At 70.8% G+C, this 14,449-nt stretch carries 11 protein-coding genes and 1 pseudogene; 10 read left to right on the forward strand and 2 right to left on the reverse strand.

Going from position 1 to position 14,449, the window contains the following annotated elements:
* The first annotated feature begins 44 nt into the window (after positions 1-44).
* A complete protein-coding gene (locus tag ACJMNC_RS15160; protein ID WP_408948801.1) occupies positions 45-1,712 on the forward strand; it encodes an FAD-binding dehydrogenase in 1,668 nt (555 codons plus the stop codon).
* A 45-nt stretch (positions 1,713-1,757) separates the two neighbouring features.
* On the opposite strand, the gene ACJMNC_RS15165 is transcribed toward ACJMNC_RS15160, so the two are convergent.
* Together ACJMNC_RS15165 and ACJMNC_RS15170 are read right to left on the reverse strand one after the other, a co-directional pair.
* Complete coding sequence (locus ACJMNC_RS15165; RefSeq protein WP_408948802.1) at positions 1,758-3,494, reverse strand: DUF3068 domain-containing protein; 1,737 nt, start codon at positions 3,492-3,494, stop codon at positions 1,758-1,760.
* Between the two features lie 108 nt (positions 3,495-3,602).
* Positions 3,603-4,970, reverse strand: coding sequence for an ABC1 kinase family protein (locus ACJMNC_RS15170; protein WP_408948803.1), 1,368 nt, complete (start codon positions 4,968-4,970; stop codon positions 3,603-3,605).
* Between the two features lie 132 nt (positions 4,971-5,102).
* Between ACJMNC_RS15170 and nadB the strand changes: the two genes are divergently transcribed.
* The 9 genes and pseudogenes from nadB to ACJMNC_RS15215 all read left to right on the forward strand — a co-directional run.
* The gene (gene nadB / locus ACJMNC_RS15175; RefSeq protein ID WP_408948816.1) at positions 5,103-6,710 is read left to right on the forward strand and encodes an L-aspartate oxidase; all 1,608 of its coding nucleotides are present in this window, start codon (positions 5,103-5,105) and stop codon (positions 6,708-6,710) included.
* A gap of 56 nt (positions 6,711-6,766) precedes the next feature.
* Positions 6,767-7,774, forward strand: coding sequence for a hypothetical protein (locus ACJMNC_RS15180; protein WP_408948804.1), 1,008 nt, complete (start codon positions 6,767-6,769; stop codon positions 7,772-7,774).
* A 477-nt stretch (positions 7,775-8,251) separates the two neighbouring features.
* Entirely contained in the window at positions 8,252-8,575 is a 324-nt protein-coding gene (locus tag ACJMNC_RS15185; RefSeq protein WP_408948805.1) for a metal-sensitive transcriptional regulator, read from the forward strand.
* A gap of 29 nt (positions 8,576-8,604) precedes the next feature.
* Entirely contained in the window at positions 8,605-8,811 is a 207-nt protein-coding gene (locus tag ACJMNC_RS15190) for a heavy-metal-associated domain-containing protein (RefSeq protein WP_408948806.1), read from the forward strand.
* A 70-nt stretch (positions 8,812-8,881) separates the two neighbouring features.
* On the forward strand, positions 8,882-9,079 hold the full coding sequence (locus tag ACJMNC_RS15195; RefSeq protein ID WP_408948807.1) for a hypothetical protein: 198 nt from the start codon (positions 8,882-8,884) through the stop codon (positions 9,077-9,079).
* Positions 9,076-11,361 carry a heavy metal translocating P-type ATPase gene (locus ACJMNC_RS15200; protein WP_408948808.1) on the forward strand — a complete coding sequence of 762 codons (2,286 nt, stop codon included), beginning with the start codon at positions 9,076-9,078 and terminating at the stop codon, positions 11,359-11,361. Before ACJMNC_RS15195 ends, ACJMNC_RS15200 begins: the two co-directional genes overlap by 4 nt.
* An 89-nt stretch (positions 11,362-11,450) precedes the next feature.
* On the forward strand, positions 11,451-11,993 hold the full coding sequence (locus tag ACJMNC_RS15205) for a hypothetical protein (RefSeq protein WP_408948809.1): 543 nt from the start codon (positions 11,451-11,453) through the stop codon (positions 11,991-11,993).
* Between the two features lie 168 nt (positions 11,994-12,161).
* Complete coding sequence (locus tag ACJMNC_RS15210; protein WP_408948810.1) at positions 12,162-13,646, forward strand: FAD-binding protein; 1,485 nt, start codon at positions 12,162-12,164, stop codon at positions 13,644-13,646.
* A 254-nt stretch (positions 13,647-13,900) separates the two neighbouring features.
* Positions 13,901-14,449 (forward strand): annotated as a pseudogene (locus tag ACJMNC_RS15215) (NAD(P)(+) transhydrogenase (Re/Si-specific) subunit alpha); the annotation flags it as partial.

Raw genomic sequence — 14,449 nt, forward strand, 5'->3', positions numbered from 1 at the left:
GACGGAAAATCCGGGCCCGGTGCGGTGAGGCGGAAGGACATGCCGTGGGCGCAACGACTCAGGCCGATGCGATCGTGGTCGGTTCCGGTCTGGCCGGACTGGTCGCCACCTACGAGCTCACCCGGGCCGGCCGCCGGGTGATCGTCGTCGACCAGGAGAATCGCCACAACCTGGGTGGACAGGCCTTCTGGTCGCTCGGCGGCCTGTTCCTGGTGGACACTCCCGAGCAGCGCAGGCTGGGCATCAAGGACTCGCCGGAACTGGCCCTGCAGGACTGGCTCGGTTCGGCCGGTTTCGACCGCGAGGACGAGGACTACTGGCCGCGGCAGTGGGCGCGGGCCTACGTGGACTTCGCGTCCACCGAGAAGCGCGACTATCTGCGCGGCCTGGGCATGAAGTTCACCCCGGTGGTCGGCTGGGCCGAACGCGGCGGCGGCTTCGCCGACGGTCACGGCAACTCGGTGCCCCGCTTCCACATCGCCTGGGGCACCGGGCCGGAGGTGGTGCGGGTCTTCGCCGAACCGGTGCTGCAGGCCGAACGCGACGGACTGGTGGAGTTCCGCTTCCGCCATCAGGTCGACGAGATCATCGTCGACGACGGCGTGGCCGTCGGCGTGCGCGGCACGGTGCTCGAGGCCTCCGACACCGCGCGCGGCGTCGCCAGCTCGCGCGCCCGGGCCGGGGACTTCGAGCTGACCGCGGGCGCGGTGATCGTCACCACCGGCGGTATCGGGCACAACCACCAGATGGTCCGCGACAACTGGCCGGTCGAGCGTCTCGGCCCGGTGCCCGCGCACATGATCGCCGGGGTCCCGGCGTACGTCGACGGCCGGATGCTGGCCATCGCCGAGAGCGCTGGCGCCTCTCTGGTCAATCGGGATCGCATGTGGCACTACACCGAAGGCATCCACAACTGGGATCCGGTGTGGCCCGACCACGCCATCCGGATCATCCCCGGGCCGTCGTCGCTGTGGGTGGACGCCAACGGCCGCCGGCTGCCCGCCCCCAACTTCCCGGGCTTCGACACCAACGCCAGCATGAAGGCGATCCTGGAGACCGGCTTCGACTATTCGTGGTTCATCCTGACCCGCTCGATCATCGAGAAGGAGTTCGCGCTCTCGGGGTCCGAGCAGAATCCCGATCTGACCGGGAAATCGCTGCGGGTGGCGGCGAAGAGCCGGCTCGCGAAGGGGATGCCGGGCCCGGTCAAGGCGTTCGCCGACCACGGGGTGGACTTCGTGGTACGCGACAATCTGCCCGACCTGGTGGCCGGGATGAACGAGATCGGGCGCGGCGGGCACATCGACCTGCAGCAGCTCGAACGGGTCATCTCGGCGCGCGACACCCAGGTGGAGAATCCGTACTCCAAGGACGCCCAGCTGATGGCCATCAGCAACGCCCGGCACTACCTGGGCGACAAGGTGGTGCGGGTGGCCAAACCGCACCGGCTGCTCGACCCCGAGCACGGTCCGCTGATCGCGGTCCGGCTGAACATCCTCACCCGCAAGACTCTCGGCGGGATCGAGACCAACCTGGACTCACAGGTCATGCTGCCCGACGGCGGCGCCTTCGACGGGCTGTACGCCGCGGGTGAGGCCGCCGGTTTCGGCGGTGGCGGCGTCCACGGCTACAACGCTCTCGAGGGAACCTTCCTCGGCGGCTGCATCTTCTCCGGCCGGGCGGCCGGCCGGGCGGTGGCCCGCCGGGTGTGAACCGGGCGGGCGGTCCCGGCGCCGGGTGCCGGGACCGCTCACAGGTCAGTCCTGCGGGCGCTCGTCCTCGGGGCGGCGGAAGTGCCGGCCCTGGTGCGGCTCGGTGAACTCCGGCGGGGTGGTGAACTCCGACGGTGTCACGTACTCCGTGGTCGTCTCCGGATAGTCGTCGGGCGCGGTGTACTCCTGTGGTGACACCGGCCGGCGGTACGCGGCGTGCGGATCGACGAGCGGCTCGGTGTAGGCGTCGGTGAGCTGATCGTCGGCGTAGCCGGTGCCGCCGTCGGCGTAGCCGGTGCCGCCGGCGGGCTCGGTGTAGTAGCCCGGATCGACGTAGTCCTGCTCGGCGTACTCCTGATCCGTGTAGTCCTGGTTCGGTGCCTCGCCGGCCGCATACCGTCCGCCGGCGTAACCGGCCGCGCCTGCGCCGCCCGCCGCGGCGCCGCCCACGGCATAGCCCGGGGTCCCGTAGCCGGCCGACGGGTAGCCGCCGGCCGGGTCGAACTCGGTGGTCGGCGCATCGGTGACCTCGGTGGGCAGGTCCGAGAAGTCGTCGCCGTGGCCGTCGGCGCCACCGGCCGGCCCCCCGTCACGCGGCCCGTCGCCGTTCTCCTCGCCGTCGTCGCCGGGGTCGTCGCCGTCGGTGGTCTTGCGTCCGCGCCAGATCAGCAGCGCCCAGGTCAGCAGCAGCACGGCGCCGAGCACCCCGAGGATGATCGGTACGTACAGTCCGCCCCACTTGAGCAGGTTCACGTACTTCTCGGCGCGGTCCACCTGCTGGGAGACGGTCTGATCGCTCCACTGGAAGGTGGCCTTGAGCGCATCCATCCGGAAGTCGCGGACGGCCTTCGGGGTGGAGTCGTCGTCGGCATCCGGGTACCGGAAGTAGAAGTGCTGATCCTCGCGGCCGTTGACGATGGTGCCGGTGACGGGCTCGACGTATACGTGGCGGGTGGCCGTCGCGTAGCGATGCAGCGAATACATGTCGTTGCGCTTGACGCCCTTGCCGGTGATTCCCCACCACTTGGCGGGCATGTTCAAGATGGTGCCCAGCGGTGCGTCGTCGTTGGCGTCGGGCAGTTCGGAGAGGTCGGTCTCGGGGACCTCGGAGACGAAGTGGTACACCTTCAGCCCGTCGATGGTCTCCTCGCCGACGAACTCGGCGGGATTGTCACTGCGGGTGTTCAGGTCGTAGTAGTAGTACGACTTCTTCTTGACGTCGAAGCCGAACTTGTACTGGAAGCCCTTACGGTCGTCGAGCGGCACGGACACGTCCTCGACCGTTCCGTCGCCGGTGACCGCCGCCAGCTGCAGGCTGCTCACCTCGCCGTTCGGTGCGGAGGTCTTCCGGTTCACCGAGACGCGGTCGATGGTGGAGCTGAGCAGGGCGTCGTTGCAGTCGCGCTCCTCGTCCGCGGCGGCCGCGGTGGGCTCGGTCTCCTCGCCGTCGGCGTCGCGGGTGCGGTCGATCATCACCGTCTGCGCGGACTGCACCGTGGCCTGCTCGCTGTTCGACGGTTCGACGATCACCGAGCGGCGCTGCTGGGTCAGATCCGCGTCGAGGGTGCGGGCCTTGGATTCACCCACCGAGCAGCGGTCGAAGACCACCGCCGGAAACCGCTCGTTGCCGCCGTCCGGGTCGACCGTATTGGCCACCGAGGTGATGTCCAGATCCAGCGGGACCACTTTGAGCTTGGGCACCAGGTAGGTCGGGATCGCGATCGCCGCGGCGATGAAGGCGGTGCCGAGGAAAGCCAGCAGCGCCAGCCAGAAACGTCTCATGGGATCGGTTCTCCCGGTGGTCGGTGGACGGGGCGTCTTCAAGGGTATTAGGTGTGACGGTTGCGACGTCTGAGGTCGACGAAGCCGGGCCGCGTCACCGGCGTGCGCTCACCGCTGCTGATCGGCCCGGCGATCACGCTGGGCCTCTTTCATGATTCCGGCCATGTAGCCGTAGATCTCCCGGTCGGAGACGGCCTTCCAGCGCGGCGCGAGCAGCTTCATGTACTTCTCCACGTACAGCAGCTGTTTGCCCACCAGGACCAGCTCGCGGGGCAGCCGGGCATCGTGCGCCTTGGCGACCGCGGCGAGCTGCCGGCCGAGGTCGGTGTAGCTCATCGAGCCCATCTCGGTGGTGGCCAGCGACGAGGTGGCCTTCTTCAGGTCGGCCCCGCCCTGGGCGGTCGAGCCGCCCTTGTGTACGGCACCGAGCAGGAAGATGGCCCGGCCGGCCGAGTCGTAGTCCTGTTTGACGATCAGGTCCACCACCAGCTGGCGCAGGATGCGGCGGGTGCGGGCGTCGAAGCGGCCGACGATGCCGAAGTCCAGCAGCACCAGCGTGCCGTGCTCGTCCACCAGCACGTTCCCGGCGTGCAGGTCGCCGTGGAAGAGGCCGCCGTGGAACGCCGAATCGAGCAGCGAGAGCAGCAGATTCCGGCAGAGCGCCTCACCGTCGTGGCCGGCGGCCCGGACCGCGGCCACATCGTCGATGCGGATCGCGTCGATGTACTCCATGGTCATCACCCGGCTGGTGGTGAACTCGTGGTACACCTCGGGCACCCGCACCCGGTCGCCGAACGGGCCCGGCTGCAGGCAGTCGAACCACTCGGCCATGGTGCTCGCCTCGTTGCGGAAGTCGAGTTCGGCGTCGAGGCCGTCGGCGAAGTCCTCCACCACGTGCCGTGCGCTGAGCATCCGCCCGTAGGACGAGATCTCGGCCAGCCCGGCGAGACGTTCGAGCAGGGCGACGTCCGGGGCCAGCCGGTCGGCGATGCCGGGCCGCTGGATCTTGACCACCACCTTCTCGCCGGTGGGCAGGACGGCGGTGTGCACCTGGGCGATCGACGCGGAGGCGATCGGCTCCGGATCGAACTGCGCGAAGACCTCTTCCGGCGGCGCGCCGAGCTCCTCGATGAGCACCTGCCGGATCTGAGCCGGCGGGGCCGGCGGCACCCGGTCGAGCAGCGACTCGAATTCGTCGGAGAGGGTCCGGCTGAACACCCCGGGGCTCGAGGCGATCAGCTGTCCGAGTTTGACGTAGGTGGGGCCGAGGTGTTCGAAGGTGGTCCGCACCTCGTGGGCCATGGCGGCGGTGTCCGGGGTCTGCCCGCGCAGCAGGCCGGAGGCGGAGTGGGCCAGAAATCGTCCGACGCCGAAGGCGGCATGGGCGGCGGTGGTGGTGAAGCGGGTCACCTCGTGCGTCGGCGACACCGGCGGCAGCTGCGCCCGGCCGGGGTCGGCAGGGGTATTGGTGGTCACCGTTCCGCAGTGTAGTCGGCTACGGCCGCGCGATCATCGCCCCGGAACGGTGGACTACGCTGGGCGCCAGGTTTTCGATCCCCGGTCGATAACCGGTGTGCGCAGAAGCCTTTTGCAATGGCGGGAGTGACCATGGACCAGCAGCAGCGAGTGGATCTGGTGATCGTCGGGGCCGGCGTGGCGGGCCTGACGGCCGCTCTCGCCGCCACCGAAGCCGGCCTGCGGGTGACCGTGCTGAACAAGGGCCGGCGCTGGCGGCCCGAAGCCCCGCACGGGACCGAGCAGTCCACGGCCACCTTTTACGCGCAGGGCGGGATCGCCGTGGTGGACCCGGACAACCCGGAGGACTCGGTGGCGCTGCACACCGAGGACACCGTGGTCGCCGGGGCCGGTCTGACCCTTCCCCGGCCCACCGAGTCGATCATCGCCGGCGGCTGGACCGCGGTCGAGCGGCTGGTGGACGCCGGGGCGCGATTCGACACCGGGGCCGACGGGAGCTTCCTGCGCACCCGCGAAGGCGGGCACACCGTGCGCCGCATCATCCACGCCGGCGGCGATGCCACCGGCGCCCAGGTGCAGGCGGCGCTGTCGCTGGCCGTGGACCGGGCCGGTATCGAGGTGATCGATCAGGCGCTGGTCCAGGAGGTGCTGACCGTGGACGGAACCGCGGCCGGGGTGGCCTACACCGATGCGGCCGGGGCGACGGCGGTGGTGGCCGCACCCACCGTGCTGCTGGCCGCCGGCGGGCTCGGGCACGTGTACGCCGCCACCACCAATCCGGCCGGGGCCACCGGAGACGGCATCGCCCTGGCCCTGCGCGCCGGCGCGGTGGTGGCCGATCTGGAGTTCATCCAGTTCCACCCGACCATGCTCTACGTCCCCGGCGCGCGCGGCCGGCGCACCCTGATCAGCGAGGCGGTACGGGGTGAGGGCGGGGTGCTGGTGGACGCCGACCGGGCGTCGGTCACCGCCGGGGTGCATCCGCTCGGCGACCTCGCACCGCGCGATGTGGTGGCCCGGGCGGTCACCGCCGCCATGGAGCGCACCGGCGCGCCCTGCGTCTACCTCGACATCGGCGCCGTCGATCGCTTCGCAGAGCGGTTCCCCACGGTGCTTGCAGGCGTGAACGCCTCCGGTGTGGCGATCGACGACGGCCTGCTGCCGGTGGTGCCCGGGGCGCACTATCTGTGCGGCGGCGTGGTGACCGATGTGCACACCCGCACCAGCGTGCCGGGGCTGCTGGCCGCCGGTGAAACGGCCCGCACCGGCCTGCACGGCGCCAACCGCCTGGCGTCGAACAGTCTGCTCGAGGGGCTCGTGATGGGTGGGCGGGCCGCGGCCGTGGCGGTGTCCGGGCGCGGCCGCGCCGTCGCCGAGCCGCCGTCGCCGTCGGCCACCGCGAGACCGGCCGCCGAACGCACGGTCCTGCAGGACGCCATGTCGGGGCTGGTCGCACTGCGGCGCAGTGCCGACGGACTGGCCGAGGTGGCGCGGATGCTCGAGGCGGCGCCCCGGCGCGAGACCAGCGATCCGGCGGCGGCCGAGGACGCCGCGCTCACCCTGGCGGCGCGGGCTGTCGTGGTTGCGGCCGCCGCCCGCACCGAGTCGCGCGGGTGCCATTACCGGGTGGATCATCCGCAGACGGCAGCGGTCGGAGAATCCCGTCTGTTCCGCTTGAACGACGCCGGTTTTCATGCCACGCCGGGTGGTAGCGGCGCGCGGGCGGCGACCGTAGACTGACGCGCAAACCATGGTGGGGACGAGGACGTGGTGGGGACGACGAGAGGTGCGTGGCTATGAGCGTTGACCGGTGCTGGTCTTCGATCGTCGCCCGGCCCGCAGATCGTGCTGCTCTGCGGATGGATCCCTCGGCCACCTGGCTGGTGGCCTGTGAGCTCGGGCAGGGGCATCCCGGCATGCACGCATCCGACGGCGGACGCGGGGGCGTGGCCCGCCGGCCGTGGCTGCTGTGGGGTGACTACGCGCGGGCGCCGCAGGCCTGCCGGGAACTCGAGCCGTGCCCCGGCACCGGCCCGGGCGCCGGGCGCTGTGAACTCTTCGCCGGTCATCCGGGGGTCCACCGGCCTCCGGTCCGTCCGGTCTACGACGGTGCCGGATCCGGCCGCGCCGGGTACGACGCCCCCGCCGCGCAGAGGGGCGCTCACGAAGGACCTGCCATGGGTAAGAAGAAGGGCAAGAAGCACGCCGCGCCGGAGGACCGTCCGGCACCGGACTCCCCGCCGCCTGCGCAGCCCGCCGCGACACCCCAGCCCGCACCGGCGCACTCGGCGCCGCATCAGGTCGTGTCGTATCAGTCGGCGCCGTATCAGGCCCCGGCGCTCGATGAGACGTCGACGATCACCTACCGCAGCCGTCCGACCAGCGAACCGACGCTGGTGACCAGGCCGTCGCCGCCACCACCCGAGTCGGTGACCATCGCTCCCGGTGATCCGCGCGGCCCGTTCATCGAGATCGTGCCGCCGGCCTCGGATCCGCAGGATCCGGGCGTCCACTGGCAGTACGCGCCGCGTCCGGACGCACAGCAGCCGGTGTCTGCGCAGCCGGAACCGCGGCGGCCCGAATCCCAGCGCGACCGCGTCCCCGCGGACCAGCTGATCGAGCACCGTGCCGATGCGGCACCGTCCGCGGCCGCCGTCGCCGCCGCGGCCGCTGCGGTGGCGCCGTCGATTTCGGCGGCCGCGGACCCGCAGGCCGATCCGGAGACCCGTCGTGAGGTCAGCGCGGCATTGCGCGAGGTCGCCGAGTCGCTGTCGAAGCTCGCCGAAAGCCTCGACCCGCACTGATTCCGTGCCGTCATGGTGGTGCCGGCACCACCGGGAAGACGCATCACAGGGCCATGTTTCCCATTGGCCGGCGCTCCTAGCGTGAGAGAGGTCAGCGAGACTTCACAACGACGGGAACGAATTCATGACGGCGATGACGGTGCAGGCATCCGGGGCGGAGTCGGCACACGAAGCCCTACGGTTGGCGTCGGTGACCAAGGTGTACGGGTCGGCGGAATCAGACACCCGGATCGTCGCGCTCGACGATGTCTCGCTGACCTTTCCCCGGAGTGGCTTCGTCGCGGTGATGGGTCCCTCCGGTTCGGTCTGCCGGTCGACGCCGCAGGTCATCGCCGGGTGCTCGCCGTACTCGAGTATCTGCAGTCCGCGTCCTGACCGCCCCCGCTGCGGATTCGGCACTACCGATTGATACCTATAGGGGGTATGGGTTGACAGGGCGTCGATGGAGGCGCACTCTGGAAGTCAGGAGGTCGAAATATGAGCGAGCACGACGATCAGGACCCGGCCGAACAGCACGCCGGGCACGGCTACATCGCCGATAAACAGCAGTACATCCGACGTCTGAAGCTGATCGAGGGCCAGGCCCGCGGACTGCAGCGGATGGTCGAGAACGAGGAGTACTGCATCGACATCCTCACCCAGCTCTCGTCCATGACCCGCGCCCTGCAGGCCGTCGGCCTCGGCCTGCTCGACGATCACCTCGGCCACTGCGTGGTCGGGGCGGCGCGCGAGAGCGATGCGGCCGCCGCCGAGAAGATCGACGAGGCCATGAAGGCCATCACCCGGCTCGTCAAGAGCTGAACCGCCACCGCACACCGGAAGGAATCGCCATGAGCACCACCGCCACCGTCACCGTCACCGGCATGACCTGCGGGCACTGCGCCGCCTCGGTCCGCGAGGAGGTCTCCGAGATCCCGGGCGTGACCGGCGTCGACGTGAACGTCGACAGCGGCGCCGTCGTGATCACCAGCGAGGCCGAGCTCGACCGCGCGCAGCTCGCCGCCGCCGTCACCGAAGCCGGCTACGCGCTGGCCTGACCGCACGCCGGGCCGGCCGGGCGCCGCAGCGCTCCCGGCCGTGTCCCGGCCGAAGGGGGAGAACGATCTCATGAGCAGCACGCCGGCGGAACTCGCCAGCAGACCGATGGTCCGCATCGGGGTCTTCACCGCCGCCCTGGCGGTGGTCTTCGGGGCACTGTTCGGCATCGGCCGGGCGGTGGGGCCCTGGGATGTCGACGACGCCCCGTCGCACGGCACCCACCAGATGCACGACGACTCGCACACACCTGAGGGAGGCGACCGATGACTGTCCCGGCCGATAAGCCCGCCGCGGATCCGACCGCCGCCGGGCAGCAGCAGGTGGATCTGGACCTGATGGGCATGACCTGCGCGTCGTGCGCCAACCGGATCGAACGCAAACTCAACAAGCTCGACGGGGTGGAGGCCACCGTCAACTTCGCCACCGAACAGGCGCACGTGCTGTTCGACGACGCGGTCTCGCCCGCCGACCTCATCGAGACCGTGCGGGCCGCCGGCTACGACGCCGCCGAGGTGGCGCCGGAGGTCCCCGAAGCCGGCCCGGACGCCGACGGTGAGCCCGCGCCCACCCGGGCCGAGACCGAACTGGCCGCCCTGCGTCAGCGGCTGATCGTCTCCGCCCTCCTCACCGTGCCGGTGATCGCGCTGTCGATGGTCCCGGCCTGGCAGTTCACCAACTGGCAGTGGCTGTGCCTGACTCTGGCCTCGCCGGTGGTGGTCTGGGGTGCGCTGCCGTTCCACCGGGCCGCATGGATCAACCTGCGCCACGGCGCCACCACCATGGACACCCTCATCTCGGTCGGCACCATCGCCGCCTACGGCTGGTCGATCTACGCCCTGTTCTGGGGCGCGGCCGGCACCCCGGGGATGACCCACGGCTTCGACCTGATCGCGTCCCGCGGCGACGGCTCCTCACACATTTATCTCGAGGCCGCCGCCGGTGTGACCACCTTCCTGTTGGCCGGACGCTACTTCGAGAAGCGCTCCAAGCTCAAGGCCGGCGATGCGCTGCGCGCGCTGGCCCGGGTCGGCGCCAAAGAGGTGACTCTGCTCGAGGACGGCATCGAACGACGGGTGCCGATCGACCGGCTGGCCGTTGGCCAGGAGTTCGTCGTCCGGCCGGGTGAGCGGGTCGCCACCGACGGCGTCATCGTGGCCGGCGACTCCGCGGTGGACCAGTCGATGATCACCGGTGAATCGGTGCCGGTGCAGGTGGGTGTCGACGACCAGGTGGTCGGCGGCACCGTCAACGCGGACGGTCGGCTGGTGGTGCGCGCCACCGCAGTCGGCTCGGACACCGCGCTGGCGCAGATCACCAAGCTCGTCGCCGACGCCCAGGCGGGCAAGGCCGACGTGCAGCGGCTGGCCGACCGGGTCTCGGCGTACTTCGTGCCGATCGTCATCGCGATCGCCGTGGGCGTGCTCGGCTTCTGGCTGGGCGTCGGCGGCGGCGCGGCACTCGCCTTCACCGCCGCCGTCTCGGTGCTGGTGATCGCCTGCCCGTGCGCGCTCGGACTGGCCACCCCCACCGCGCTGATGGTGGGCACCGGCCGCGGCGCCCAGCTGGGCATCCTGCTCAAGGGGCCCGAGGTGCTCGAGTCCACCCGCCGTGTCGACACCATCGCGCTGGACAAGACCGGCACGGTCACCACCGGGGTCATGGCCGTCACGCAGGTACTCCCGGCCGACGGCTACGACGCCGACGACGTGCTCGCCCGCGCGGCGGCCGTCGAGTCCGGCTCGGAGCATCCGATCGGCGTGGCCGTGCGCGCCCACGCCGGCGAACGCGGGCTGGCGCTGCCGGCGGTCACCGACTTCCGCAACCTGTCCGGGGCGGGCGTCACCGCCCGGATCGACGGCGCGACCGTCGCCGTGCGCGGCCCGCGCGATGTGGCCTCGCCGCTCGGCGACGAGCTCGGCGGGCAGCTGGCCCGCGCGCAGCAGGACGGTGCCACCGCGGTGATCGTCACCGTCGACGACGCGGTGGCCGGCCTGATCGTGGTCGCCGACCAGATCAAGCCGAGCTCGGCGGCGGCGATCGCCCAGCTCAAGCAGATGGGACTCACCCCGATCCTGCTCACCGGCGACAACGAGGGCGCCGCCCGGCACGTCGCCGCCCAGGTGGGCATCGACGAGGTGATCGCCGATGTCACCCCGAACGGCAAGATCGACGCGATCGCCGGCCTCCAGAAGCAGGGGCGTGTGGTGGCGATGGTCGGCGACGGGGTGAACGATGCCGCCGCACTGGCCGGCGCCGACCTGGGCCTGGCGATGGGCACCGGCACCGACGTGGCCATCGAGGCCAGCGATCTGACCCTGGTCAGCGGCGACCTGTGGGCGGTCTGCGATGCCATCAAGCTCTCCCGCAAGACCCTCAGCACCATCAAGGGCAACCTGTTCTGGGCCTTCGCCTACAACGTCGCGGCCATCCCGCTGGCGGCGGCGGCGCTGCTCAACCCGATGCTCGCCGGTGCGGCGATGGCGTTCTCGTCGGTGTTCGTGGTCGCCAACAGTCTGCGGCTGCGCGCCTTCAGGCCGTTCCCGCGCTGACGGCCGGGTGCTCGTGGGGCCTGCCGTGTGCCGTTCCCGCGGCGTAGTCTGAGATGTGAGGTGGGACACAGTCGAGTGAGGGGTCCGTCATGAGCAGCTGGAAGACCAGACTGAGCGCGGCCGCGGCCGCGGGGCTGACGGCGGCGACGCTCGGTGCCGGGGTGATCGCCGCCCCCGCCCAGGCGGCGCCGTCGTGCATCCCGAATCCGACGGCGCGCATCGCGCCGATCGCCACCGTGAACGCGCTGCGTGAGACGTGCACGTCCGCGCAGTTCGCCGGACTCTTCCGGCGTGCGGAGGCCGGCACGATTCCGCTCGGGGTCTACCGCGGGCAGGTGCGGCCGGTCGGCGGCCCGGACGCCGCGGCCTCGGCGGCGGCCGCCGCGATCTGGTCGGGCAAGACCTTCCATCGGGGCTGGCTGACCAACCGTGCCTTCGGCGGCGAGATCCTGCCGGCCGACGTCTACTACGCCCGCTCGGTGATCGACGGCAAGAAGGTGATCCGGGTGGACTACCGCCGCTCCGGGCTGGCCTTCGCGCACGACGAGCTGCGCCGTCTGCCCAACGGGGTCTACCTCGGCTACGGCTTCATCGGCGACGCGAAGGGTGTGGCCTTCTGGGTCTGGCGCTGACCGGCGGCTGTCGCATCCTGGTTTCGGGTTCGCTGCCTGAGCTCAGGCAGCGAACCCGAAACAACGCGGCGAATCCCGGGCCGCGCGCCGCACATCGGATGGACAGCTGTCCAGATCGGGCTCCAGATTTACTAGAACATGTTCTATTCGTGGTTTAGGCTGACTCGCATGAGTGGCCTGGATCTACCGGAAACCGTTGACCTGTCCGACGTCGCGGAGTTCAGCGACACCGTCGACGTCCTCGTGCTCGGCGCGGGGATGGGTGGCTGCTGTGCGGCCGTCGAGGCGGCCGAGGCCGGGGCGAGGGTGCTGGTCCTGGAACGCTCGGCGGCGGCCGGCGGCACCACCTGCATGGCCGGCGGACACTTCTATCTCGGCGGCGGGACCGTGGTGCAGCGGGCCACCGGCCACCACGACACCGCCGAGGAGATGGAGAAGTACATCACCGCGGTCTCCCGCGATCCGGAGCCGGACAAGATCCACGCCTACTGCCAGGACTCCGTCGAGCACTGCGACTGGCTCGAAGCGCTCGGCTTCGAGTTCGAGCGCAGCTACTACCCGGAGAAGGCCGTGATCCAGCCCAACACCGAGGGGCTGATGTACACCGGCAACGAGAAGGTCTGGCCGTTCAAGGATCTCGCCGTGCCAGCCCCGCGCGGGCACAAGGTGCCCGTTCCCGGCGACACCGGCGGCGCCGGGATGGTGATCGAGCTGCTGGTCAAGCGGCTCGGCGAACTGAACGTGCCGATCCGCTACGAGGTGGGCGGCCGGAAGCTGATCGTCGACGGCGACCGCGTGGTGGGGGCCTGCTGGCGCAGCGCCGACGGCACCGAGGGCAGTATCCGGGCGGACTCGGTGATCATCGGCGCCGGCGGCTTCGTGATGAACCCCGACATGGTGGCGCAGTACACCCCGCAGCTCGCCGAGAAGCCGTTCACCCTCGGCAGCACCTACGACGACGGTCTGGGAATCCGGATGGGCGCGTCGGTGGGCGCGCAGCTCAAGCACATGGACAGCGCCTTCCTCACCGCCCCGGTCTATCCGCCGTCGATCCTGCTGACCGGGATCATCGTCAACAAGGAGGGCACGCGCTTCGTCGCCGAGGACTCCTACCATTCGCGCACCTCCGGTTTCGTGATGGACCAGACCGACCACGCCGCGTACCTGATCGTCGACGAGGCGCACATGGAGCGGCCCACGATGCCGCTCATCGAGTTCATCGACGGCTGGGAGACCGTCGACGAGATGGCCGCCGATCTGGGCCTGGACCCGCAGGTGCTGGGCGCGACGCTCGACCGGTACAACCACTACGCCGCCAAGGGCGAGGATCCGGACTTCCACAAGAGCGAGGAGTTCCTCGCCGCGCAGGACACCGGCCCCTGGGCCGCCTTCAACCTCAGTCTGGGCAAGGCGCTCTACGCCGGCTTCACCATCGGCGGCATGGCCACCACGCTCGACGGCCAGGTGCGCCGCGAGGACGGCAGTGTGATCGACGGACTGTACGCGGTCGGCGCCTGCGCCGCGAACATCGCCCAGGACGGCAAGGGCTACGCCAGCGGGACGCAGCTCGGCGAAGGCTCCTACTTCGGTCGACGGGCCGGGCGGCACGCCGCCGCGGCTGTGTCGGCGACGCCCGCGGTCCATGCGGAGTGACCTAGCTAACGCGCCCGCGGCGCCGGATACGCCGCGTGCTATCTTTTTGCCACGTTTTCCATAGCGGGTCCCGCCGTCAGGTCCGGGCCCGCGGCAAGCGCGCCGAGTTCGACGACGCACCGGCCGTTGCCCGTCATCCCAGCACCGGGAATCCTCCCCGAGGCTGGCTGCCGCGCATCGTCTGACTGCGACGCCGTACTCGCGCGACCTTCACGAGATCAAGGTGTGAGTATGAGGGTGGGAGGGGCAGTGACATGCTGATCGGCATCCCCCGGGAATCGAAAGCCGGCGAGACCCTCGTCGCGGCGACCGCCAAGACGGTCGGCCAGCTCCAGCAACTCGGCTACGACGTCATCGTCGAATCCGACGCCGGCGCCAGGGCCGAACAGCCGGATGCGGCCTTCGTCGAGGCCGGTGCCCGCATCGGCACCACGCAGGAGACCTGGTCGGCCGACGTGGTGATCAAGGTCAACGCGCCGACCGATGCCGAGATCGGTCTGCTGCGCCGCGGCGCGACGGTCATCTCGATGATGGCCCCCGGCCGCAACCCCGAACTGGTGCAGAAGCTGGAGCAGGCGGGCGTCACCGCGCTGGCCATGGACGCGGTTCCGCGTATCTCCCGCGCCCAGTCGATGGACGTGCTGTCCTCGCAGGCCAACGTCGCCGGCTATCGCGCCGTCGTCGAGGCCGCCCACGAATTCGGCCGGATGTTCACCGGCCAGGTGACCGCGGCCGGCAAGATCCCGCCGGCCCGCGGCTTCGTCGTCGGCGCCGGTGTGGCCGGCCTCGCCGCGATCGGCGCC

The sequence above is a fragment of the Gordonia sp. VNK21 genome (assembly GCF_046098115.1).
Taxonomy (GTDB): Bacteria; Actinomycetota; Actinomycetes; order Mycobacteriales; family Mycobacteriaceae; genus Gordonia.